This is a genomic window from Actinoplanes philippinensis (assembly GCF_900113015.1).
Classification (GTDB): Bacteria; Actinomycetota; Actinomycetes; order Mycobacteriales; family Micromonosporaceae; genus Actinoplanes; species Actinoplanes philippinensis.
In genome coordinates this window covers 123,704-147,225 of sequence record NZ_FONV01000017.1, presented here as the reverse complement: position 1 = coordinate 147,225, position 23,522 = coordinate 123,704, and the positions used below count along the sequence as shown (strand labels likewise).

General features: G+C 69.2%; 21 protein-coding genes and 1 tRNA gene. 16 read left to right on the top strand and 6 right to left on the bottom strand.

Annotation, left to right across the window (positions count from 1 at the left end):
* Positions 1-293: 293 nt before the first annotated feature.
* From BM290_RS37875 to BM290_RS37835, 9 genes are all read left to right on the top strand, one after another.
* Positions 294-2,063, top strand: coding sequence for an HSP90 family protein (locus BM290_RS37875; protein ID WP_093620831.1), 1,770 nt, complete (start codon positions 294-296; stop codon positions 2,061-2,063).
* On the top strand, positions 2,060-4,846 hold the full coding sequence (locus tag BM290_RS37870) for a tetratricopeptide repeat protein (protein ID WP_093620773.1): 2,787 nt from the start codon (positions 2,060-2,062) through the stop codon (positions 4,844-4,846). The genes BM290_RS37875 and BM290_RS37870 overlap by 4 nt, the downstream gene beginning before the upstream one ends.
* A gap of 32 nt (positions 4,847-4,878) precedes the next feature.
* Positions 4,879-5,484, top strand: coding sequence for a TetR/AcrR family transcriptional regulator (locus tag BM290_RS37865; RefSeq protein WP_093620772.1), 606 nt, complete (start codon positions 4,879-4,881; stop codon positions 5,482-5,484).
* A gap of 76 nt (positions 5,485-5,560) precedes the next feature.
* Positions 5,561-6,889, top strand: coding sequence for an acetyl-CoA carboxylase biotin carboxylase subunit (locus tag BM290_RS37860; protein WP_093620771.1), 1,329 nt, complete (start codon positions 5,561-5,563; stop codon positions 6,887-6,889).
* Entirely contained in the window at positions 6,886-7,770 is an 885-nt protein-coding gene (locus tag BM290_RS37855; RefSeq protein ID WP_093620770.1) for a hydroxymethylglutaryl-CoA lyase, read from the top strand. The genes BM290_RS37860 and BM290_RS37855 overlap by 4 nt, the downstream gene beginning before the upstream one ends.
* Positions 7,771-7,881: 111 nt before the next feature.
* Positions 7,882-8,664 (top strand): hypothetical protein, encoded by a 783-nt coding sequence (locus BM290_RS37850; RefSeq protein ID WP_093620769.1) that lies wholly within the window; start codon positions 7,882-7,884, stop codon positions 8,662-8,664.
* Positions 8,665-8,829: 165 nt separating this feature from the next.
* Positions 8,830-10,236 (top strand): chaplin family protein, encoded by a 1,407-nt coding sequence (locus BM290_RS37845; protein ID WP_093620768.1) that lies wholly within the window; start codon positions 8,830-8,832, stop codon positions 10,234-10,236.
* A 221-nt stretch (positions 10,237-10,457) separates the two neighbouring features.
* Positions 10,458-11,981 (top strand): acyl-CoA carboxylase subunit beta, encoded by a 1,524-nt coding sequence (locus BM290_RS37840; protein ID WP_093620767.1) that lies wholly within the window; start codon positions 10,458-10,460, stop codon positions 11,979-11,981.
* A 12-nt stretch (positions 11,982-11,993) separates the two neighbouring features.
* A complete protein-coding gene (locus BM290_RS37835) occupies positions 11,994-13,151 on the top strand; it encodes an acyl-CoA dehydrogenase family protein (protein ID WP_093620766.1) in 1,158 nt (385 codons plus the stop codon).
* A gap of 7 nt (positions 13,152-13,158) precedes the next feature.
* Here BM290_RS37835 and BM290_RS37830 read toward each other — a convergent pair whose 3' ends face one another.
* On the bottom strand, positions 13,159-13,644 hold the full coding sequence (locus BM290_RS37830; protein ID WP_177320065.1) for a MarR family winged helix-turn-helix transcriptional regulator: 486 nt from the start codon (positions 13,642-13,644) through the stop codon (positions 13,159-13,161).
* Between the two features lie 99 nt (positions 13,645-13,743).
* On the opposite strand from BM290_RS37830, the gene BM290_RS37825 reads away from it, so the two are divergent.
* Together BM290_RS37825 and BM290_RS37820 are read left to right on the top strand one after the other, a co-directional pair.
* Positions 13,744-14,322 (top strand): YceI family protein, encoded by a 579-nt coding sequence (locus BM290_RS37825; RefSeq protein ID WP_093620765.1) that lies wholly within the window; start codon positions 13,744-13,746, stop codon positions 14,320-14,322.
* Positions 14,323-14,479: 157 nt separating this feature from the next.
* Positions 14,480-15,952: a glutamate-cysteine ligase family protein gene (locus tag BM290_RS37820; protein WP_093620764.1), complete on the top strand. Its 1,473-nt coding sequence runs from the start codon at positions 14,480-14,482 to the stop codon at positions 15,950-15,952.
* An 11-nt stretch (positions 15,953-15,963) separates the two neighbouring features.
* Here the strand turns inward: BM290_RS37820 and BM290_RS37815 are convergent, their stop codons facing one another.
* Positions 15,964-17,238 carry a Hansenula MRAKII killer toxin-resistant protein 1 gene (locus BM290_RS37815; protein WP_093620763.1) on the bottom strand — a complete coding sequence of 425 codons (1,275 nt, stop codon included), beginning with the start codon at positions 17,236-17,238 and terminating at the stop codon, positions 15,964-15,966.
* Positions 17,239-17,372: 134 nt separating this feature from the next.
* Between BM290_RS37815 and BM290_RS37810 the strand changes: the two genes are divergently transcribed.
* The gene (locus tag BM290_RS37810) at positions 17,373-18,023 is read left to right on the top strand and encodes a Stk1 family PASTA domain-containing Ser/Thr kinase (protein WP_177320064.1); all 651 of its coding nucleotides are present in this window, start codon (positions 17,373-17,375) and stop codon (positions 18,021-18,023) included.
* Here BM290_RS37810 and BM290_RS37805 read toward each other — a convergent pair.
* Positions 18,020-18,376: a hypothetical protein gene (locus BM290_RS37805; RefSeq protein WP_093620761.1), complete on the bottom strand. Its 357-nt coding sequence runs from the start codon at positions 18,374-18,376 to the stop codon at positions 18,020-18,022. The two genes, BM290_RS37810 and BM290_RS37805, sit on opposite strands and share 4 nt — an antisense overlap.
* 329 nt (positions 18,377-18,705) lie before the next feature.
* Here BM290_RS37805 and BM290_RS37800 point away from each other — a divergent pair, with 329 nt between their 5' ends.
* The 3 genes from BM290_RS37800 to BM290_RS37790 all read left to right on the top strand — a co-directional run bounded on the left by BM290_RS37800 (position 18,706) and on the right by BM290_RS37790 (position 20,422).
* The gene (locus tag BM290_RS37800) at positions 18,706-19,587 is read left to right on the top strand and encodes a helix-turn-helix domain-containing protein (RefSeq protein WP_093620760.1); all 882 of its coding nucleotides are present in this window, start codon (positions 18,706-18,708) and stop codon (positions 19,585-19,587) included.
* Positions 19,557-19,775, top strand: coding sequence for a DUF397 domain-containing protein (locus BM290_RS37795; protein WP_373871115.1), 219 nt, complete (start codon positions 19,557-19,559; stop codon positions 19,773-19,775). Before BM290_RS37800 ends, BM290_RS37795 begins: the two co-directional genes overlap by 31 nt.
* 206 nt (positions 19,776-19,981) lie before the next feature.
* Entirely contained in the window at positions 19,982-20,422 is a 441-nt protein-coding gene (locus BM290_RS37790; RefSeq protein WP_093620758.1) for a hypothetical protein, read from the top strand.
* A 93-nt stretch (positions 20,423-20,515) separates the two neighbouring features.
* Here the strand turns inward: BM290_RS37790 and BM290_RS37785 are convergent, their stop codons facing one another.
* The 3 genes from BM290_RS37785 to BM290_RS37775 all read right to left on the bottom strand — a co-directional run bounded on the left by BM290_RS37785 (position 20,516) and on the right by BM290_RS37775 (position 22,504).
* Positions 20,516-21,136, bottom strand: coding sequence for a hypothetical protein (locus tag BM290_RS37785; protein ID WP_093620757.1), 621 nt, complete (start codon positions 21,134-21,136; stop codon positions 20,516-20,518).
* A 175-nt stretch (positions 21,137-21,311) separates the two neighbouring features.
* Positions 21,312-22,136: a WecB/TagA/CpsF family glycosyltransferase gene (locus BM290_RS37780; RefSeq protein ID WP_093620756.1), complete on the bottom strand. Its 825-nt coding sequence runs from the start codon at positions 22,134-22,136 to the stop codon at positions 21,312-21,314.
* 285 nt (positions 22,137-22,421) lie between these two features.
* Positions 22,422-22,504 (bottom strand) — tRNA-Leu (locus BM290_RS37775).
* Positions 22,505-22,736: 232 nt separating this feature from the next.
* Between BM290_RS37775 and BM290_RS37770 the strand changes: the two genes are divergently transcribed.
* Positions 22,737-23,522: an FHA domain-containing protein gene (locus tag BM290_RS37770; RefSeq protein ID WP_093620829.1), complete on the top strand. Its 786-nt coding sequence runs from the start codon at positions 22,737-22,739 to the stop codon at positions 23,520-23,522.

The window sequence follows — 23,522 nt, the reverse complement described above, 5'->3', positions numbered from 1 at the left end:
CGGTGCGGCGAGATGGAGGGCAGGGAAGCGGCTGGCTGTGCGGCGAGGTGGATGGCAGCGCAGTGGCCGGCGGTGAGGCGAGATGGACGGCAGCGCAGCGGCCGGCGGTGCGGCAAGGTGATGGCAGGGCAGCGGCGAGCGGGTGTGGGCGGCTCGGCCCGAGTGCGACGGCGCGCCTGGGTGACCGGGCCGACGGGGGTCGTCGCGGTCGGGGATGGGCACGTTCAGGTGGAGGTGGTTCACCGAGTGATATCGGTCGGATTTTGTCGGTGGTAACCGGTACCGTGCCGCGCGTGAGCAACACGTTCCAGGTCGACCTACGGGGCATCGTCGATCTGCTCAGCCACCACCTCTACGCGAGCCCCCGCGTCTACGTCCGGGAGCTGCTGCAGAACGCCGTCGACGCGATCACCGCGGTGGGCCCCGAGCACTCCGGCGTGATCTCCGTCGTCTCCTCCGACGGCACCCGTGACGGCACGCTGCGGATCGACGACAACGGCATCGGCCTGACCGAGGCGCAGGTGCACGAGCTGCTCGCCACCATCGGGCGCAGTTCGAAACGGGATGAGCTGGGGTTCGCCCGGCACGAGTTCCTGGGGCAGTTCGGCATCGGGCTGCTCTCCTGCTTCCTGGTCGCCGACGAGATCCATGTGCACACCCGCCGCGAGGGCGCCGCTCCGGTGCTCTGGACCGGGTTCTCGGACGGGCGTTACACGGTCCGGGCCGGTGACGAGCGAGAGCCGGGCACCACTGTCACGCTGCTGCCGCGGCGCGGGGCCGAGCACTATCTGACCGGTGAAACGGTGACCGAGCTGGCCCGTACCTATGGATCGTTGTTGCCTTTCACGGTGACCGTCGACGGCCGCAAGGTGACCGCCGGCACGGTGCCGTGGGAGTTGCCCACCGAGTCCCGCCTGAGCTACGCCGAGCGGACTCTCGGCTTCCGGCCGTTCGACGTGATCGAGCTGAACGTGCCGGCGGCCGGCCTGACCGGCGCCGCGTTCGTGCTGCCCACCCCGGTCAATCCGGCGAGCCGCGGCGGCCACCGGGTCTACCTGAAGCGGATGCTGCTGTCCGAGACCGTCGAGGGCCTGCTCCCCGAGTGGGCGTTCTTCGCCCGCTGTGTCGTGGACAGCACCGAGCTGCGCCCGACCGCGAGCCGGGAGGCGCTCTACGACGACGGCATGCTCGCCGAGACCCGTGAGGCGATCGCCGATCAGCTCCGTGGCTGGCTGGTGCGGCTGTCGGCGACGGATCCGCGCCGGCTCGGCGAGTTCCTGAGCATCCACCACCTCGGTGTGAAGGCTCTGGCCCTGCACGACGACGAGATGTTGCGCCTGGTCGAGCAGTGGTACCCGATGCAGACGAACATGGGCGAGGTCACGCTGGCCGAGTTCCGTGCCCGGCACGGTGTGCTGCGCTATGCGGCCACCGCGGATGAGTTCCGGCAGCTGGCGGGGGTCGCGGCGGCGCAGGACATGGGCCTGATCAACGGCGGTTACGTCTATGACGCCGAGCTGATCCAGCGGCTCGCGGCGATCGATGCGGAGGTCCGGGCGGAGCGTCTCGACCCGACCGATCTGACGACCCGGTTCACCACTGTGGACGCCGAGGCGGAGCTGCAGATGCGCCCGTTCCTGGCGGCCGCCCAGCGCCGACTGGACCGGCTCGGCTGCGAGGTCGTGGTTCGCGCCTTCGACCCGGTGACAACGCCGGCCCTCTACCTGGTCAGCCGGGCCGCCGCTTTCCACGACGAGTTCACGGCGAGCCGTGACCAGGCCGATGACCTGTGGGGCGGTGTGCTGGACGCACTGTCCCGGACCGTGCCGACGGACCGGCCACAGCTGGTGCTGAACCATCGCAATCCCTTGGTCCGCCGGGTGGCCGCGCTGGGTGACGCCGAGCTGGCCGGCCTGGCCGTCGAGTCCCTTTACGGCCAGGCGCTGCTGCTCGGCCACCACCCGATCCGCCCCGCTGACGCGGCCCTGCTGACCACGTCTTTCCTGGGCCTGCTGGACAGAGCGGTGCCCGATGGTGGCAACGCCGGGGAGGAGACCCGATGAAGACAGCTCAGGACCTCTGGGATCTGCTCCACGAGGCTCAGCAACTGCCCTACGGCGCCGCCCAGATCGCCCTGGTCGACCAGTTGCTCCGGCACGTCGACACGACCGATGACGCGGCGTTGAGGTTCTCCGCGCGCCTGTTCGCGACTACCGCGTACATCTACGGCGGCGAGCCGGTCCGTGCGTTCCCGACCTTCTCCTGGTGTGTGGCCGATTTCGACCGCAATCCGAGCCCGTACCACGAACGCTGGATGCACAACCTGCTGTGGCTTTTCAAGAACATGGTCCACTCGATGACCAGGTTCCCGGAGCTGCCGCTGGAGCGGACGTATGCGGTGCTCGACGACATGGAGCGCCGTTACCGGGAGAGCGGTCACGGCCTGCAGCCGGTGTTCAAGCACCGTTACCTGGTCGCCCAGCATGTCGGGCTGACCGACGAGGCCGACGACTGGTTCCGCAAGTGGCAGGCCGCGCCGCGTAACTCGCTGTCCGATTGTGCCGGCTGCGACCCGACGAGCCTGGTCAACCACCTGGCCGGCGAGGGCCGCTTCGAGGAGGCGGTCGAGCTGGCCACCCCTGTGCTGGCCGGTGACCTGTCCTGCACCGAGCAGCCGCAGAGCATTCTGAGCGAGCTGATGGTGGTCTATCTGAAGACGGGCCGTCTGCAGGAGGCGGCGGACGCGCACCGCCGGTCGTACCTGGTCGAGCGGAACAATCTGGCCGACCTGTGGGGCATCGGCGACCACATCGAGTTCTGTGCGCGGACCGGCAACGAGCACCGCGGGCTGGAGATCCTTCAGCGGCACATCGACTGGTTGGACCGCGCGCCCTCGCCGGCCGCCGCGATGAGTTTCGCGGCGAGCGCGGTGCTGTTGCTGCGCCGGGTGACCGCGATCGGGCACGGCGACTCCCCGGTGCGCCGGGCGGGCCGGCCGGACACCACCGCGGCCGAGCTGGCCGGCGAGCTGGAGACGTTCGCTACCGGTCTGGCGGCCCGGTTCGACGCCCGTAACGGGACCAGCCACCAGAGCGAGGTGATCCGGGGGACGATGGCCGCCGAGCCGTACGGCGTGCAGGTCCCACTGTCCCCGACGGCCCGGCGCGCTCCGGCCGCCGTCCCGGCCCCGGCGCCGGTGGTCGTCGAGGAGCCGGTGGTTGAGGTCGACGACTCGGCCACGCCGGCCGAGCTGATCGACCTGGCGGAGCAGCACTACCGCGACGACCGGGGTGACGCGCTCCGCGCGGTTCTCGCGGCCTTCGACGCCCGGCACGACGACCCGGCGGATCCGGCGCTGGCCGGCCGCCTGTGGACGCTGCGGGGATACGTCATGCCCGACGACGCGGTGGCGGAGACCACGGCGGCCTGGGAGCGGGCGGCCGACCTGTTCACCGAGGCCGGCGACATGGTCCGGGCGAGTGAGGTGCGCGCCCGGCTGGCGTTGTATCAGGCACGCGACGGGGAGCCGAGCGCCGAGGTGCTGTCGCTGATCGAGTCGGACGTGGCGGTGCAGGAGGAGCACGGCGACCCGAGCGGCCGGGCGAGCGCGCTGATCCGCCTGTCGCACGTCTACCGGCTGCTGGGCCGGCTCGACGAGGCGAACGAGGCGGGCGACCGCGCCGACCGGTGTGCGGCGGAGACCGGTGACCAGCGCCGTCTCGCCTATCACGGGATGGTCCGTGCGCAGAACCGGGCGATGGCCGGCCGCGGCGAGGAGGCGGTCGAGGCGGCCCGGTCCGCGTGGGTGTTCTACCGCGAGCACGGCCCGATCCGGGAGGCCGCCGAGGCCGGCATGGTCCTGGGCCAGATCACCGACGATCCGGAGGAGGCGGTCTCCGCACTCGCCGCGCCGATCGAGTTCGGCCTGGAGGGCGCGCAGCTGCCGGCCCGGGCGAACCGTGGCCGGGCGCTGATGCGGCTGGATCGGGCGGCGGAGGCGATCGACGACTTCGTCGAGGCGGTGGCGCTCTGCGCGGAGGCGGAGCAGACCGAGGGTGGCCTGTTCGCCCGGCAGGAGCTGGCGCAGGCCTATCACCAGGCGGGTCGCCCGGTGGAGGCGGCGGAGGTGGCCGAGGAGGCGTTGCTCGGGTTCGACCGGCTGGGCTTCGAGGAGCCGGCCGCGGACACCCGGTTCCTGCTCGCCGCGGTCTACCGGGATCTGCGGGACGCCGATCGGGCGCTGGCGATCTACCGCGACCTGATCGAGAAGCTGGAGGGCAATCCGGCCGGCCGAGGCCAGGTCGGCGAGCAGGCCGGTCAGCTGCTCTACGACGTCGACCGGGACAGTGAGGCGGCGCTGACCTTCCGGGCGGCGGCCGAGTCCCTGCGTGAGGCCGGTGACCTGGTCGGCGAGCTGCGGCTGCTGCGTCGTCGGCTGATGGCGCTGAACTACGCCGACGAGGTGCCGGAGGCGGAGGAGGTCATCGAGCTGGCCACGCGTCGGTATGCCGAGCTGCCGGCCGAGCTGGCCGCGGAGCCCGGCGTGATCTGGGGCCGGTCGGTCTTCGCCTTCGAGGTCGGCAACCTGCTGATGCGCCGTGGCCGCTATGCGGAGGCCCTTCCGCACCTGTACGGTGCGCCGGAACGCCTGCGTGAGATCGGCGCCGTCGACGACGCCGACCGGGTGGAGGGGATGCTCGCCGAGGCGCTGCTGCGGTCGGGTTCGCCGAGGGAGGCGGAGCGGATCCTGGGGGCTCTGCTGAAGCGGATGCGGCCGGATGCTCCGACCCGTGAGCTGGCGAGTGAGCTTTACGACGAGGCCACGAATCAGCTGAACGACCGTTAAGCATGCCCGTGGTGAGGGGTTAGAGTGGCGAGGTGACGACGGTAGATCAGCGGCACCGGACGACCCCGCCGGCGCCGAGGCGGCGGTCGCGCCGCGACGAGATTCTGGAAATCGCTGTGGGGCTGTTCGCGTCCCGCGGCTACCACGGCGTGTCGATGGACGACATCGGCTCGGCTGCCGGCGTCACCGGCCCAGCGCTCTATCACCACTTCGCCGGCAAGGAGGCGATGCTGGTCGCCGCGCTGATCCCGGTCAGCGAGGGCCTGCTGGCGGGTGGCAAGGAGCGGGTCGCCCGGCATCCGGAGGACGCGCAGGCGGCGCTGGCCGACCTGATCGACTTCCACGTCGACTTCGCGCTGGCCAACCCGGCGGTGATCGCGCTGCACCTGCACGAGCTGGACCGGCTGCCGGAGGATCCGCGCCGGCAGATCCGGCGGCTTCAGCGGCTCTATGTCGAGGAGTGGGTGAGTGTGCTGTCCCGGGTGCGCCCGGAGCTGCCCGCCCCGGAGGCCCGGGTGCTCGCCCACGCGGCGTTCGGCTTGATGAACTCGACACCGTTCCTGGGTGGTGAGGTGGATCGGGTGCGCCGGGCCGCCCTGTTGCGGGACGCCACCATCCATGCACTGATCGGCCGCTGAGAAATTACGACAGCAAAACTAAACAATCGGGGTGAAGCGCCCACAAGGCAGTCTTACCTCAACGGAGAGAGCGCTCATGATCGAGTCACTGCTCATCGCCAACCGCGGCGAGATCGCCCGGCGGATCATCCGTACCGCCAGACGTCTCGGCATCCGCACGATCGCCGTCCACTCCGATGTGGACGCGGACATGCCGTTCGTCCTGGAAGCGGACGAGGCGGTGTGTGTCGGCCCGGCCAACCCGGCCCAGAGCTACCGCAACACCGAGGCGATTCTCGCCGCCGCCAAGTCGACGGGGGCTCAAGCCGTGCACCCCGGCTATGGCTTCCTGAGTGAAAATGCCGATTTCGCCCGTACCGTCGAAGCCAATGGCCTGGTGTGGGTCGGACCCGCCGCCGATGCGATCACGGCGATGGGCGACAAGATCAATGCCCGGAATCTGATGGCCGCGGCCGGCGTGCCGGTCGCTCCCGGATCGCCGGATCCGGCGGAGAGCGCCGAGGCCGCGCTGGCGGCCGCCGAGGCGATCGGTTACCCGGTGATGGTGAAGGCGGCAGCGGGCGGTGGCGGGATGGGCATGGCCGTCGCCGAGGATCCGGCCGCGCTCGCCGTGCAGTACGACAAGGTCCGCACCTTCGCCGAGCGGATGTTCGGCAGCGGCGACGTGCTGATCGAGCGCTACTTCCCCCGCGTGCGGCACGTGGAGGTGCAGATCCTCGGGCTGGCCGACGGCCGGGTGATCGCCCTCTCCGAGCGGGAGTGCTCGGTGCAGCGCCGCAATCAGAAGCTGGTCGAGGAGGCCCCGTCCCCGGCGGTGAGCCCCGAGTTGCGCGAGCGCATGCTGGCCGCCGCTGTCAAAGCCGGCGAAGCGGTCAACTATCGCAATGCGGGCACAGTGGAGTGTCTGCTCGACCCGGCGACCGGCGAGTTCTTCTTCCTGGAGATGAACACGCGGCTGCAGGTCGAGCACCCGATCACCGAGCTGATCCACGGCATCGACCTGGTGGAGGCGCAGCTGCGGATCGCGTCGGGTGAGGCGATCACCGTGGACACCGCGCGGACCGGCCACGCGATCGAGTTGCGCGTCAACGCCGAGGACCCGAAACGTTTCTTCCCCGGACCCGGCAAGATCACCACGTGGGTCGAGCCGGCCGGCGACGGGACGCGTGTCGATTCCGGTTTCACCGCGGGCAACACGGTCAGTCAGAATTACGACTCGCTGATGGCGAAGCTGATCGTCCACGGCCTCGACCGGGAGGACGCGATCGCCAAGGCGCGGGTCGCGGTGGCCGGCTTCGAGATCGCCGGTCCGAAGAACAATCTGCCGTTCTTCGCCGAGCTGCTGGAAAATCCCGAGTTCCTCTCCGGTGACTACGACACCGGCATCGTCGGGAGGATGCGATGACAGGCGTGTCGATCCGGGAGGTCGGTCCCCGCGACGGCCTGCAGAACGAGGAGCCGGTTCCGGCGGAGGCGAAGATTCAGCTGCTGGACGCGTTGAGCCGTACCGGCGTGGCCCGGATCGAGGCCGTCTCGTTCGTCCACCCGAAGGCGATTCCGCAGATGGCCGACGCCGACGAGGTGTGGGCGAAGGCGTGGCGCAACCCGGACGTGCGCTATTCGGCGCTGATTCCGAACTCCCGCGGCGCTCAGCGCGCGCTCGCCGCCGGTTTCCGGGAGATCGAGGTGGTGGTGTCGGCGAGCGACACCCACAACCGGCGCAATCTGAATCGGTCCACTGAGGAGTCGTTGGACGACATCGCCCAGCTCATCCCGCTGGTGCACGGGGCCGGCGCGACGCTCGAAGTGATCGTGGCGACCAGTTTCGGCTGCCCGTTCGAGGGTGACATCGATCCGGACCGGGTGGCCGGCATCGTGGCCCGGGTGCGCGCGGACGGCGCGGATCGCATCGCCTTCGGCGACACCACCGGCATGGCCACACCGCGGCGGGTTCGCGATCTTCTCACCGCGGTGCGGCCCGACCTGCTCCACTTCCACAACACGAGGGGTACGGGACTCGCGAACATCCTGACCGCCATGGACCTGGGCGTGACCGAGTTCGACGCGAGCGTGGGCGGCCTCGGCGGTTGTCCGTATGCCCCGGGCGCCTCCGGCAACGTGGCCACCGAGGAGGTCGTGCACATGCTGCATGACATGGGCATAGACACCGGAATTGATTTGGACGCCTTACTGGAAGCGGCCGTTCTGGCCGAACGCCTGGTCGGTCGCCCACTGCCGTCCGGTGTTCTCCGGGCCGGCCCGCGAACACGCCTCAGCGCTCTTTAATGCAGCCATTTTCCCGATATTCGGCGTGACTCCGGCTCTACCCCGTCGTTACCAATACCGAGTGACCAATGCGCACCAAATCGGTCACCTGTCGACGACGAGGGGTAGATCATGACGGACTGCGAGGCTGGGCGCGTCGAGCGCACGGCACGCCGGTCCGCGGTGGTCCCCCACGGCGGCTCCCCGCTCATGCCGTCCCACAGCCAGGGGGCGGAGCGGCGGCCGGAGCGCCGCGCCGGACGCACCGGATCCCGGTTGCTCCTGCGTGCACTCGTCGTCGGCGGGCTGGCCGGGGTGGCCTGGCTGCTCACCGGTTCCGCCGCGCAGGCCGCGGATCCGGGCGCGGGACCCTCCGGGGCGGCGCTCGGATCCCTGTCGGACGAGGTCGCGACGGCTGCCGGATGTGAACCCGCGGTCGGCGAACTCCTTGAAGCGGCCGTTCAGCCGCCGGAGGTCGCACCGGAACACCACCGGCGTCCGATTCTCACGACGTCGCTGGTCACGCTCGACGAGACGGCCGGCGCGCTGCCGCGTACGGCGTCCTCCTCCCCGCGCACCAGCGGCGGAACGGTGGACGACCGGACGCTGCCCGTGCCGCCGGAGGCCGTCCCGGATCCCGAGTCCGCCGATGCGACGGCGGATCGGCCGGCCCGGACGGCTCAGGCGTCGAGCACCCCCCGGCCCGATGATGACGGGCTCGCTCCGTGGCGGGCGCCCGGAGCGGTCACTGGCGCCCCGGCCCTGGTGCCGGGAGCATTCCCGAAGGGCGGCTCGACGGCCGTCCTTCCGGCACGGGTCGCGAAGGGTGCGGTGGGTTGTCACCGGCTCCCGGTCGCGGCCGATGTCGAGGCCCGGCGCAATGACGCCGTGGCGCCGACCGTATCCCCCGATTGACCGGTGGCGTAGTTCCACTTTCACCGGGCCCACACGATTCCTGAACCGTTTGCGCACAGGCGGCGAATCGTACGAGAGCCCGACCTTCACCCGAAACGCCCATGGGCTTCACCATGCCCAAAAAGAAATCACGCTGCCTATTTGTTGAAAGGCTTCCCTTTTCTGATGAAGAAGACTTGGGTCCGTAAGACTCTGAGTGTCGGAATCCTCGCGGCGGGCGCCCTGCTGCTGGCGCCGGCCGCCATGGCGCAGGCCGACATCGACCAGGCCACCTTCGGCAACCTCGGCGCCCTCAACGGCAACCAGCTCGCCATGCCGATGACCGTGCCGGTGAACGTGGTCGGCAACTCGCTCGGCATCCTCGGCTCGGCGCAGAGCTTCGGCGTCGGCTCGAACCAGGTCGGGGGCGGTAGCACCCACCAGATGTCGGGCGGCAACGAGGGCCTGCTGAACGGCAACCAGCTCGCGGCGCCGGTGACCCTCCCGATCAACGTGGCCGGCAACGCCACGTCCCTGCTCGGCGACTCCAGTGCGGAGGGCTACGCCGAGAACCGGGTGGAGAGCGCCAGTGCCATCGCGTCGGGTCTGCTCGGCGGGATCGTCGGTGGCGTCAGCCAGGTCAGCTTCGGCAACTTCGGCACCCTGAACGGCAACGAGGTGGCGATGCCGATCTCGATCCCGACCAGCGCCTGCGGCAACTCGCTGGCCCTGCTCGGTGCGGCCAGCTCGTACGGCACGTGCGGTGGCGGCGGTGGCTTCGGCTACGTCAGCCAGGCCGTGGACACGATCGTCGCTCCGGTCAGGAAGCACTTCGTGCGGTCCGACAACTACTCGAGCTGCTCCGCCTACGTGGCGGCCAGCCCGTGTGGTGGCGGTGGCGCCGCCGCCTACGACGTGGACGTCGTGGGCGGTTACGACGCCGGCGTGGTCTCCGGCTACGACGCCGGCTGCGACTCCGGCTGCGGTGGCGATGTCGATGTCGTCGCCGGTTACGACGCCGCCCAGTACGTCGAGCCGGTCGCGATCCCGGTCGACCAGTGCGGTAACTCGCTCGGCATGCTCGGGTACGCCAGCGCCTACGGCACCTGCGGCAACTACGTCGACACCGGCGTCGTCTACAGCCAGTCGGTCCAGTACGTGGAGCCGGTCCCGGTCGTTCCGGTCTACACCACCCCGGCGTACGTCCTCGGTGGCTCCGACTGCGTTTGCGCGCCCGCCCCGGCCTACGGCTACGGCTACGGCGACAACAACGTCGGCAAGGTCCACGTCCAGGGCCCGAAGGTGCACAAGGGCAACAAGGGCAACAAGGGTCCCAAGGGCGACGTCCGCGGTGACCAGGGCAACGCCGACAAGGGCCCGAAGGGTGACGTGCAGGGCGACGCCGGGTACGACCAGGGCAGCGCGCGTGACAAGGACGAGGCTCCGGCCGACGTCGACGACGCCGGTTACGAGAGCCCGGACCAGTACGGCGTGAAGCCGGGCGGCCGTGACGAGGAGAGGTTCACCGCGACCGGCTTCACCCGCGGCCTCGGCGCCCTGGGCACCCTCGACATGCTGGGCAACCTGCGCTGATCGAGCGCGGCGAAAGACCGGGTTGCGCCGGTCCCGGGCGCGACTCGCATCGGCTCCTCTGGGGCCGGTGACTGCCGGCGCTCCTCCACAGCGTCGGTGACAGTGAAAACGAACGGGAGTTCCCGAGTTCCGGGGACTCCCGTTCGCCATTGCTGCGGTCCATCAGGTGAGATAACCTAACGCTCGTTAAGCAAATCGCCCGCTACGGATGTGGAGGCGGCATGGACGGCGAGGCTCTGGCCGGAGCGCGCAAGCGGGTGCTGGCGGGCGGTGCGGAGCGCTACCACGCCGCCAACGCCGAGAAGGGCAAGCTCTTCGCCCGTGAGCGGATCGCTCTGCTGGTCGACGAGGGCTCCTTCGTCGAGGACGGCCTCTTCGCCAACAGTCTGGCCGACGGCCTGCCCGCGGATGGCGTGATCACCGGAGCCGCCCGGATCGACGGGCGCGACGTGTGTGTGATGGCGAACGACTCGACGGTCAAGGCGGGCTCCTGGGGCGCCCGTACGGTCGAGAAGATCATCCGCATCATCGAGCGCGCCTACCAGACCGGCGTCCCGATGGTCTACCTGGTCGACTCGGCCGGCGCCCGGATCACCGACCAGGTCGACCTGTTCCCCGGCCGTCGTGGCGCCGGCAAGATCTTCCACACCCAGGTCAAGGCGTCCGGCTCGATCCCGCAGGTCTGCGCGCTATTCGGGCCGTCGGCCGCCGGTGGGGCGTACATTCCGGCCTTCTGTGACGTCGTCGCCATGGTCGAGGGCAACGCGAGCATGTATCTCGGGTCCGACCGGATGGTCGAGATGGTCACCGGGGAGAAGACCACGCTCGAGGCGATGGGCGGCGCCCGTGTGCACTGCACCGAGTCGGGTGTCGGGCATTTCCTCTGCAAGACCGAGCGTGAGGCGCTCGACGTGGTCCGCACCTACCTGTCCTACCTGCCGTCCAACTGGACCGCCAAGCCTCCGGCGGCGGCCGCCGCCAACCCCGCCAAGGTCGATCTCGCCGGTCTGGTCCCGGTTTCCGAGCGCCAGGCCTTCGACATGCGGAGGTACGTGAAAGGCCTGGTCGACGAAAACTCGTACTTCGAGATCTGGGCTTTGTGGGCCCGTGAGCTGACCGTCGGATTCGCCCGTCTCAACGGCGAGGTGATCGGCGTGATCGGCAACAACTCGATGTTCAAGGGTGGGGTGCTGTTCGTCGACTCGGCCGACAAGGCGAGCCGGTTCGTGCAGCTCTGTGACGCCTTCAATGTGCCGCTGCTCTTCCTCACCGACGTGCCCGGTTTCATGGTCGGCACCGCGGTGGAGAAACAGGGCATCATCCGGCACGGCGCCAAGATGATCACCGCGATCTCGGAGGCCACGGTGCCGAAGATCTGCGTGGTGGTCCGTAAGGCCTATGGCGCCGGCCTCTATGCGATGGCCGGTCCTGGTTTCGATCCGGACGCGACGATCGCCCTGCCCACCGCCAAGATCGCGGTGATGGGCGCCGAGGCGGCGGTGAACGCCGTCTATGCCAAGAAGATCGCGGCGATCGAGGACCCGGAGGAGCGGGCCACGTTCGTCGCCGAGCGCCGCGCCGAGTATGAGCGCGACATCGACATCATGCGCCTGGCCAGCGAGCTCGTCGTGGACGCCGTGGTGGAGCCGGGCGACCTGCGGGCCGAGTTGGTGCGACGGTTCGCCGCCGCGCAGGGCCGGGACCGCTCCTTCTCACGGCGCCGGCACGGCGTCAATCCTGTGTAGAGAGAGGCTGAGATGGTCGACTTCCGGCTCGACAAGGAGTACGAGGAGTTGCGCGACAGCGTGCGGCAGTTCGCACGTGAGCAGGTCGCACCGGTCATCGCCGACCACTACGAGAAGAAGACCTTCCCGTACGAGGTCATTCGCCAGATGGGCAGCATGGGCCTGTTCGGCCTGCCGTTCCCGGAGGAGCACGGCGGGATGGGCGGTGACTACTTCGCGCTCTGCATCGCCCTGGAGGAGCTGGCCAGGGTGGACAGCTCGGTCGCCATCACCCTGGAGGCCGCGGTCTCGCTCGGCGCCATGCCCATCTACCGTTTCGGCACCGAGGAGCAGCGCAAACAGTGGCTGCCCCGACTGACCAGCGGTGCGGCGCTGGCCGCTTTCGGCCTGACCGAGCCGGGCGCCGGGTCGGATGCGTCGGGCACGCTGACCCGCGCGGTGCTCGACGAGAGCACGAACGAATGGGTGATCAACGGGACGAAGGCGTTCATCACGAACTCCGGTACCGACATCACCTGCCTGGTCAACGTCATGGCGGTGACCGGCACGAACCCGGACGGCAGCAAGGAGCTGTCGACGATCATCGTGCCGTCGGGGACGCCCGGTTTCACGGTCGCCCCGGGGTATTCGAAGGTCGGCTGGTGCGCGTCGGACACCCACGAGCTGTCCTTCGACGACGTCCGGGTGCCGGCGGCCAACCTGCTCGGCGAGCGCGGCCGGGGGTACGCCCAATTCCTGCGAATCCTCGACGAGGGCCGGATCGCGATCGCGGCGCTGTCGGTGGGCCTGGCCCAGGGTTGTGTCGACGAGTCGGTGACCTACGCCAAGAACCGCACCGCCTTCGGCCACGCGATCAGTGACTACCAGGCGGTCAAGTTCCTCATCGCCGACATGGACCTGCGCGCGCACACGGCCCGGCTCGGCTACTACGACGCGGCGGCCCGGATGCTGGCCGGCGACGACTTCAAGCGCTACGCGGCGATCGCCAAGCTGAACGCCAGCAACGCCGCCATGGAGAACAGCCGCTGGGCCACCCAGGTGCACGGCGGATACGGGTTCATGAACGAGTCGGCGGTGGGCCGTTTCTACCGCGACGCGAAGATCCTCGAAGTCGGCGAGGGCACCTCCGAGGTGCAGCGCATGCTCATCGCCCGGGGCCTCGGGCTCTGATCGCCCGCTACGCGGGCAGTGCGCTCTCCGCGCTGCCCGCGGTCGCGCACGGGTTGACCGCGTCGCGGATCGTGCGCAGCGCGTCGAGCAACTCCGTGAGCTTCGTCTCAGGGAGCAAGCCGACATACCACCGCTGGACCAGCTCCAGATGCCCGGGCAACACGTCGGAGAGACGCTGCATGCCGGTGTCGGTGATCACCGCGTACGAACTGCGCCGGTCGCTCGGGCAGGCCTCCCGCCGGACCAGGCCGGAGCGCTCCATGCGATCGACGACGCGGGTGACGCCGCTGGTGGAGAGCGTGGTCTGACCGGCCAGGTCGGTCATCCGCAGGCGGTGGCCGGGGGACCGGGCGAGCCTCATCAGCACCTCGAACTCCACCTGGGAGAGGCGGTGCTCCTCGATCTGCGCGGCGAGCCGGTTCATCAATCCCGTGTACGCCTCGGCGAACAGTCCGACTGCGGTGAGGCGTGGGTCGTCCAGATCTTCGTTCACGATGTCGACTCTACCAGGCACTTGACAGAGGGAATATTGCCCAGCATATAGTTGCTCCGTCAGACAAGCATCCCCACGACGCCGAGAGAAGGCAGTGTCATGACCGTCAGCACCCGTGAGTTCGAAGGCCTCCAGATCCCCGCCGCCGGCACCTACGAGCTGGACGCGGCGCACAAGCGGGTCGGGTTCGTGGTCAAGCACCTCATGGTCAGCAAGGTCCGTGGCCAGTTCGCCGAGGCGACCGCCACCATCGTCGTCGGGGAGAACCCGCTCGACTCCTCGGTGAGCGCCACCATCAAGACGGGCAGCGTCGAGACCGGCCAGGTCGACCGCGACAACCACCTGCGCACCGGCGACTTCTTCGAGGTCGAGAAGTACCCGACGATGGAGTTCCGCAGCACGGGTGTGAAGTCGCACGCCGGCGCCGAGTTCGTTCTCGACGGCGAGCTCACCATCAAGGACGTGACCCGGCCGGTCGAGCTGATCGTCGAGTTCGAGGGTGCCACCACCAGCCCGTATGGCCAGCACGTCTTCGGCTTCAGCGCGCACACCGAGATCGACCGCGACGACTGGGGCCTGTCCTGGAACGTCGCCCTCGAGTCCGGCGGCTTCATGGTCAGCAAGAAGGTGAAGATCGAGATCGAGGGCGAGGCCGTCCTGCAGCAGCCGGCCGCCTGACGATCCACATTCGATGAGCGCCGCCCGGACGCCGGGCGGCGCTTTTCGAATGTCTGGCGGTCCTCCGCGTGAGATGGCAGGCTAACCGAACGCATGCGTTCGTTCACAGAGCGGTGATCGACGTCCGGTTCGTCCTCAGCCGTCCCCGGGAGGGATCATGGGCAAGGATCTGGTGACCGCCGTCTTCACGCCGCATGACCGGGTCCTCTTCCGTGGAAAGGTGCGCCGCTGCCTGGACGTGCTGTCCGGCATGCTCGACACCGTCCCGTTCCAGGCCGACGGCCCCACGGCCGGCCTGGAGATCGAGATCAACCTCGTCGACGCCGACGCCCAGCCGGCCATGCGCAACGCGGAGATCCTCGCCGCCCTCGGTGATCCACGATTCCAGCCCGAGCTGGGCCGTTTCAACCTCGAACTGAACGTGCCGCCCCGCGGGCTGTCCGGGGAGGGCCTGGCCGAGTTCGAACAGGACATACTGGACGCCCTGCGCGGCGCCGCCGATTGCGCGGGCAAGGACGAGAGCCGTCTCGTGCTGGTCGGCATGCTGCCCACGCTCACCCAGGAGCACGTCGTGCCGGCCAACCTCTCCGACAACGAGCGGTTCCGCGCCCTCGACGCCGAGATCGCCGGCGCCCGCGGTGACGACTTCCACATCGACATCCGTGGCGCCGAAAGACTCGTGACCAGCAGCGACACCATCGCTCCGGAGGCGTCCTGCACCAGTACGCAGTTTCACATCAAGGTCGCGCCGGACCGGTTCGCGCGCTACTGGAACGCCTCACAGGCCATCGCCGGGGTGCAGGTCGCGCTCGGCGCCAACTCGCCTTTCCTCTACGGCCGCCGACTCTGGGCGGAGACCCGCATCCCGTTCTTCGAGCAGGCCACCGACGCGCGGCCGGACGAGTTCAGCGCGCAGGGCGTACGCCCGCGGGTCTGGTTCGGCGATCGGTGGATCGATTCCATCCTCGACCTCTACGAGGAGAATGTCCGATATTTTCCACCCCTGCTGCCGGAACTCAGCGAGGAGGATCCGGTTGCGGTCCGCAATTCCGGCAAAACCCCTCAGTTGTACGAGCTACGCCTGCACAACGGCACCGTCTACCGCTGGAACCGGCCGGTCTACGACGTGTCCGGCGGCCGGCCCCACCTGCGGGTGGAGAACCGGGTGCTGCCGTCCGGGCCGACCGTCGCGGATCTGGTGGCCAACGCGGCGCTCTACTTCGGACTGGTCCGCGCCCTCGCCGAGGAGGAGCTGCCGGTCTGGTCCCGTCTCGGCTTCGCCGCCGCCGAGGCGAACTTCCGGGCCGGTGCCCGGTACGGCATGGAAGCGTCCCTGACCTGGCCGGGAGTGGGCGAGGTGCCGGTCGCCACGCTGATGCTCGACATGCTGCTGCCGCAGGCGTACACCGGCCTCGACCTGCTCGGGGTGTGCCCGGCCCAGCGCGACCGGCTGCTGGGAATCATCGAGGGCCGCTGCCGGACCGGCCGCAACGGGGCGACGTGGCAGACCGCGGCGGTCCGGGCCGCGGAGGATCGTGGCCTGAGCCGGCCGGCGGCGCTGCGCGAGATGACCCAGCACTACGTGGATCACGAGCGCACCAACGAGCCGGTCCACACCTGGCCGCTCTGAGCCTGTCTGTGCTACTTCCCGGACTGCGGCTTGTCGGGGTTGATCCTGGCCACGGTCGGGTTCGCCGGTGGCGGCGTGATCGTGGGACGGGCCGGTTCGCCGTTGCCGTTCTTGCGTTTCGCCGGAGCCCGGCCGGTGGGCCGCGCAGCCGCGGCGATCTCCGGATCGACGGCGGGTGGCGCGGCCGGCTTCGGCGCTGCGGCAGGTGCCGGCGCTTTCGGCGGGGCGGGCGCGGGTGCCTTCGGTGGGGCGGGTGCCGCCGCTTTCAGTGGGGCGGGAGCGGGTGTGGCCGGTTTCGGTGGGGCGGTCGTCCGCTGTGCCGGTGTGGCGCGGCCGGCGACCTTGTCCCTCGGCGGCTCGGTCGTCCTGTCCGTCGAGGTCTCGGCGGACGGCAGGGCGGGCTGCTCCCTCCGGTCGAGGCGGTTGCGCCGGCCCCTCGCGACCCCCACGGTCAGGGCCGAGCCACCGAGGCCGGCCAGGACGGCGTAGGGCGCGATCAGATACGCCGACTCGATCGGCCCCATCGCCTCGGTCAACAGTGGAGCCAGCGTGAGGAACGAGAACGCCACCAGCAGCGGCCCGACCGCGCCGGAGATCGCCGTGCCCAGCCCGAGCTCGCCCCGCCACGCCGCCGGGACGGCCGCGACCAGGCCGATGCCGAACGCCGCGACCAGGGTCAGCAGGGCGCTCGGCCAGTAGATCCCGCCATACTGCACCGGACTGACCGACTCGGCGAACTGCCAACTGGTCAGATAGGTGGCGAAGTCGCGCCCGGTGACCAGCTCGGCCACCACACCGGCGATCGCCAGCGCCCACAGCCACAGCGCGGTCCCGATCAGGTTGGTCGCGACCGGGCCGGACGAGACCGCCCAGAACGCGACCACCAGCCCGGCCAGCAGACCGGCCGTCGCGTAGCCGGCGGCGACCGCCTGGGGGGACAGGGAGCCGGTGCGGACCGCGTCACGAGCCGGCAGCGCCACCAGCGCGACGATCACCAGGGCGCCCAGCGCCGCCGCGGCCGACAGTGCGAACCGCCACAGTCCACGCCAGCGGTCCGAGCGCTCGGCCCGCATCCGCCCGGCGATCACCGCCCCGAGGACTGTCGCGCTCGCCGTGATCCAGGTCGCCCAGCCGAGGCTGCCCAGCCAGACACTGTCCGCCTCGGTTGCGGTCACCGGCCACGCGATGACGCCCAGCCCATAACCAAGACCCAGTTGCGCGGCGCCGGCGCCGGCCGCGATCCCGGCCGCCGTGGCAGCCTGTGTTGTCCAGCCCTTCTCGGCCATGCCGGGCACTGTACTGCTCCTCGCCGATGTCTGTGAAATGCGCTTTCCGCTGGTGGAAACCGTCTCGACCAAGCAAGATTCGGTACCTTGACGCTGCGATGAGCGCGGATGTACGGAGCGGAGGGAACCCGGTGATGCCTGAGGAGCACGATCCGGACCCGACTGCCGACCGTTCCGAATCAGCCGATCGGGACGGTGAGGTGTGGACCGGGCGGGCCGGCGTCCGGCCGTACGGCGCGGTGCCGCGGAACACCTACGACCAAGAGGGTGACTGGGCCGATCCGGCGCAGATCGAGCCCTCCGGTCGGTGGTGGACGCCGATCGCGGTGGGGACCGTCGCGGTCGCTCTGCTGGCGCTGCTCGGCTTCGGCGTCGTGGTGATCATGCAGAGCTCCGGTGACGATGTGGATACTCCCGGTGCCACCCCGACGGCCGCTCAGCCGCCGGCCGTGAACGATGGGGGTGCGGCCACGCCGACGGTGGCGACCGCGACGAGCGCTGCGCCGACGACCGATGCGGCTGATCAGGAGGCGAATGTGCCGGCGCTGCGCGGCATGCCTCTCGCGGATGCGCAGGCGGCGCTGGAGCGTTCCGGTCTGGGCTGGCGGGTGCTCCGCCGGGAGAGCGACGCCGAACCGGACACGGTGATCGACTGTGATCCCGCGGAGGGCCAGCAGGTGCCGTCGGACACCAGGGTGACCCTGATAGTCGCGTCGGCGAGGGCGGGCGCGCCGACCACGTCGACGCCCGTGAACACCGCGCCCTCGAGCGGCGCTGCTGATTAGCGATTCGTGGTGCGGATCGTCCGGGTCGGCACCACTCCCGGACGGGGTCCCGGCTGACGGCCGTTACGCGCCCGCGGATCGGGCGCCTTTCCGACCGGCCGCAGGCCGTTGACCTGTACGAAGATGGATCGGCGTTCGACCGCGTCACCGGCCGAGTTCAGCTCGTAGCCGTCCAGCCAGACCCAACCCTCGTAGGTCGGCCAGTCGTGCACCCGGATGACCCGGAACAACATCGGTGATGCGAACTGAACGCTCGCCGCCTTCGTCACGTGGATGACATCACCGGACCGAGGTAAAACCACGTCATCTCCTGCCCTGAGACTCGTGTGGGATGTGGATGGTGACAAGTGCATCAGTTTGCCGTCTAGATGCACTTTTGCAAGCCTTCGACGGATTTGACCATCGAAGGAGGTTGCGGAACGTCACTATCGCCGAACAGCCCCACCCGTGTCGGGGCGGAAGTCCACAGGGGACTGCCAAAGGCTCGGCGCCCCGTGATGGACGTCGTATGGTGCGTTTTGTCGATTTTGACCCCGTCCCTCAAGAACATTAAGTGACGCTGGCCATACGGAAAGATTGCACCACCAGTCCTGTCGATGCAAGTTGCATGTCACGCTTCCGTGATTCTCTGTGATCATCCACTGTGCTTGAACGATCATGAACGGGTCGGAAGACTGGGCTGGTGAATCGACGCCGCAGTCCCACCCTTCGTCGACGCCGCCTCGGTGTGGAACTGCGCAGACTTCGTGAGGCGGCCGGCGTGACCATCGACGTGGTGGCGGAGCGGCTGGGCTGTTCGCCATCCAAGATATCCCGCATCGAAACCGGACATACCAGTGCCACGACGGCCGACGTAAGCGACATGTTGGCTTTTTATGGTGTGAATCCGGACATAGCGGAGAGTCTCGTCGGAATTGCTCGAGACGCTCGCCAGAGAGGCTGGTGGCATCCGTATTCAACCGTCCTGAACAGCACTTATGTGGGTTTCGAAGCCGAAGCTAGATCAATTAGGACGTACGAGCAGCAGGTGATTCCCGGCCTATTGCAGACCGAGGAGTACGCACTCGCTCTCATTGGATCCGCCCGATGGGATGACACCGACCAGAGAATCGCGCAACGCGTCCGCGTCCGCATGCAACGCCAGTCGTTGTTGATTCAGGACGATCCAATCGATCTTTGGGTGGTACTCGATGAAGCGGTGGTGAGTCGTCCGGTCGGTGGTGACGAGGTCATGCGCGAGCAGCTGTTGCACCTGCTCGAAGTGACTCTTCTCCCGAACGTGACTCTCCAGATCCTGCCGTTCGCTGTCGGCGCACACGCCGCCATGGACGGCGCGTTCGCGATCCTCGACTTCCCCTCGGACGGTGACCCCGACCTGGTGTTCGCGGAGAACGCGGCCGGCGGGCTCTTCCTGGAGAAGGACGACGAGATCCGTACGTACCGGGAGGTGTTCGACACCATCCGGGCTGCCGCGCTCGATCCGGATTCGTCCCGCAAGATGATCAAAGTGCTGGTAGAGGAGCCATTGTGGAAATCGAGGCGAAGGGCCTCCGAGTCGATCTGAACCGCGCTCGGTGGTTCAAGAGCACGCGAAGCGGCCCCAACTGCGACAACTGTGTCGAGGTCGCGTTCGTCGGTGAGGCGATCGCGGTGCGGGACTCGAAGAATCCGTCGGGACCGGCGCTGATCTTCACGACGGCCGAGTGGGACGCGTTCGTGGGTGGAGCCAAGGACGGCGAGTTCGACCTCTGAGAACGTCGGCACGGCCGGCCCGGTACGGGCCGGCCGTTGCTATTTGCCCGATTCGGCGTCGCTGTGTGCGAGTCGCCTCGTTGAAAAGGCCGGGCGCGGACCGGACCGCGCTGTGGGCCGGGACACATCACCGGCTGGCTTTCAGAGCTGCCTCAGACCCTCTGAGACAGCTCTGAGGGCCAGCCCGAACGAGGCAAGGCAGACAGATGACGATTGGTTCCGACAACCTCAGCAACGGTTCGTCGACGGCGCAGGACAGATTCAGCGGCGGGGTGAGCGCGTACCGGCAGGGCCGGCGGGAGGCTTTGGCGGCCGACAACGACAGCGATCTGGTATCGCGTAACGCCGCGGGGCTGCCGACCCGGTCCCCCGGGCGCAACCACACCAGCATCGAGCCGTCCGGCTCCCTCGACCGGTCCTCGCGGCTGCCGTCCCTGGACCTGCAGGGCCTCAGCGACCCGGTCCTGTCGGCCGGCTGGGCCGACTCGTCGAGCCAGTCGATGGCCGATCACCCGCTGCTGCGCGGCCTGCTGCTGGAACTCCCGGCCCGTGGCACCCTGCCGCCGTCCGAGTGGCTGGACCGCTGGTTCGAGGCGGCGCGCTCCATCCTGGAGCTGCTCTACGTGCAAGAGGCCAAGCGCCACTGACAAGACTGTCGAACCCGGTGTGGCTCTGACCGGTGTCTCACACTCGTTGAGACACCGGTCAGAGCCACACCGGTCGGCATTGCGGCACCGCGATCAGCGTGCGCCGACCGGGGCGCGGTCCCGGTCGCGCTTCAGGGGCGCCATCACGAGCGGGGCCAGGCGGCTGTGCCGCAGGGCGGCGCGGATGCCGATCACGGCCACTGCCAGCACGATCGCGATGGCGGCGATGCCGGCCGTCGCGGTGGCCTGCCCGCCGGGCAGCGCCACCAGGCCGGCCGCAATCGGCAGGCCGACCAGCGCGGCCAGGCCGGTGATCTGCAGGGGCGCGGCCAGCAGCGGGTGGGCGGCCGCCGCCCGCAGAGCCGGTGGCACCGGCGTGCGCGGTGCGGTGGAGAACGCCCCGGCGCCACGCCGGACCCAGCCGAGCCGCCGCACGGTCGCGGTCAGCACGAGCAGGGCCGGGACGGCCGGGAGCAGCGCCGCCGTCGGGGCCGCCGACACGCCGGGCATGAGCTCGGAGACCAGTGGCACCGCGGCGAACACCACGACGCCCGCGCCGACCAGCGCGGAGAGCAGCCCGGCACGGCGCCGGAGCTGGCGCGCGCTGCCGGCGGTGGGCATGCCGTCCGCCAGCAGCCCGGCGGTGAGCCAGACGGCGGCGAGGATGCCGATCAGGATGACGTCCACAGCGGTGTTCACATCGACAGCGTTCACCGTTCGTGACGGTTGCGAAACCGGGATATGCCCGGAAGCGGTACCCCTACGGGTTCGGTGTCACGTTGTGTACGTGGTCAATTGCACACTGTGGATGACTTCACGGACTATGTGGACGAAGGCGGGCGCTCTGTGAGTGACCTGTGACACGCTGTCGGAAACAAGATCCGAGCGGTCAGACGGCGAACTCGTGCACCGGGACGGTCGACGGGGCCGGCGGGGTCGCCTTCCACAGGCCGAGCTTCTGCGCGCCGAGGCGGCTCAGGTAGGCCGGGTTCAGCAGGATGTAGCGCCGCCACAGGCGCTTGGGCTCCAGGCCGAGACGCCACAGCCACTCCAGCGCATACTTCTGCATCCACGCGGGCGGGTTCTTGAGAAGGCCGGCGTGATAGTCGAACGCCGCACCCACCGCCAGCAACGGCATGTCGAGCAGCGGCCGCATGGCGTAGGTGAAGACCTCCTGCCGCGGGCACCCCAGCCCGACGAGCACGACCCGGGCGCCGGATGCCTTGATCCGCTCAGCGATCGCTTCCGGCTCCCCCGGCTGTGACTTACGGAACTTGGACGCCTCGACGCCGGCGATCTTCAGCGCCGGGAACATCCCCTGCAGTGCCGGCACCAGCCGCTCCAGAGTCGGCTCGGTCGACCCGTACAGATAAATGGGCAGGCCCTCGGCGGCGGCCTGCTCGACGACCTTCAGGGTCAGAGTGGGCCCATACACCCGATCGGTCAGCCCGGCCCGGTGCAGCAGGTTGAGCGCCCACCGGACCGGCTGCCCGTCCGGCGTGACGAGGTCGAAGGAGTTGAGCCGCGCGTTGTGGGCCGGATCCTCGACCCCGGTCATCACGCCGTGCACGGCCAGGGCGGTGACCGCGAACGGCCGCTGCTCGCGGGCCGCCTCGATGATCCGAGCCGTAGCAGTCGCATAGTCAGTGGCATCCACAAGCACACCGAGAACGTTGCGCTTGCCCTGCCCGACACCAGCACCAGTCGCCGTCACGACCGCACTCCACCCTGAAGACCGAATAAAGCCGCGAGCATAACGCTCCTACCACCTTCACCCGAAAGGCGACGAAGCCTCAGGCCCGAACCCGGGACACGTAGCCGTACCCCCAAAGGTTCTGCCCCTGAAGAGGTAACCGTGACCAACCCACCAACCGCCACGTGCCCACCCGCCGCGCCCACCGTGATGCGGGGTGTCCGGGGGCTCGGCCCCCGGAGCAGAAAAGACGAGGGCGACCACGGTCCGCGCTTTCCGCGGACAGGGTCGCCCAATTCGCTCTCGTGGGGATGGGGGGAGTTGAACCCCCACGTCCTTTCGGACACACGGACCTGAACCGTGCGCGTCTGCCATTCCGCCACATCCCCATGTGACTTGCCTCCAAGATCATACATCTGACCTTTTCGGCTGAAGCCGGCCGGTCGGGCCTGCTTCTTGTTACTGGCTGCGACAGACTACGCTGTCGCACGTCACCTAGCGAGTTGATATCGCCCCGGCAACGGAGGAAACACTAGCACGGCGTTCCGGGGCGCCATACGAGGGTCAGAAGTGCCGGCTGCTCTTGGGCTACAGATGCGCAAGCGGTCGCCGGATACCATCATGTCCTCGGAACCCGAGGAGGAGCCGGTGAGCGTGCTGCAGCGCTTTGAGAAGCGATTGGAAGGCCTGGTCGAAGGGGCCTTCGCCAAGGTCTTCAAGGGTGTCGTGCACCCTGTGGAGATTCTGAATGCCATGCAGCGGGAGGCCGAGGCGCACAAGGCCATCCTGGCCGGTGGTCGCACTCTCGTGCCCAACCGCTACGTGATCGATCTGTCGCCCTACGACCACAGCCGGCTGGCGCCCTATGCCGCCGCGCTGGCGCAGGAGCTGGCGCAGTCCCAGGCCGAGTTCATCGGTGAGCAGGCCTGGACCGTGTATGGCGATGTGATCGTCGAGATCGAGCGGGGCGACGGCCTGGACACGGGCATGTTCCGTGTCACCGCGGAGGTGTACACGGGTGGCGAGGTCGCCCCGGTGCAGCAGCCCGCGTATGACGCCGGCCCGCAGTATTCGCCCTACGACCAGCAGGGTGGTGGCTACCAGCAGCATCACCACGGCGGTCCGCGCAGTGTCGGCCTGGTCTCCGGTGACGGGCGGACCTACCCGCTGCAGATGGGCTCGACGGTGATCGGCCGTGGCGACCAGGCCAACCTGCGTCTGCCCGACGTCGGCATCTCGCGCCGGCACGCCCGGCTGGACTACGACGGCAACCAGGTCGTGCTGACCGACCTCGGCTCGACGAACGGCACCATGGTCAACGGCCAGCGGGTGTCCGCCGTCGCGCTCAACCCGGGCGACATGATCCAGCTCGGGACCACCACGCTCACCTTCCGAGTGGACGGCTAG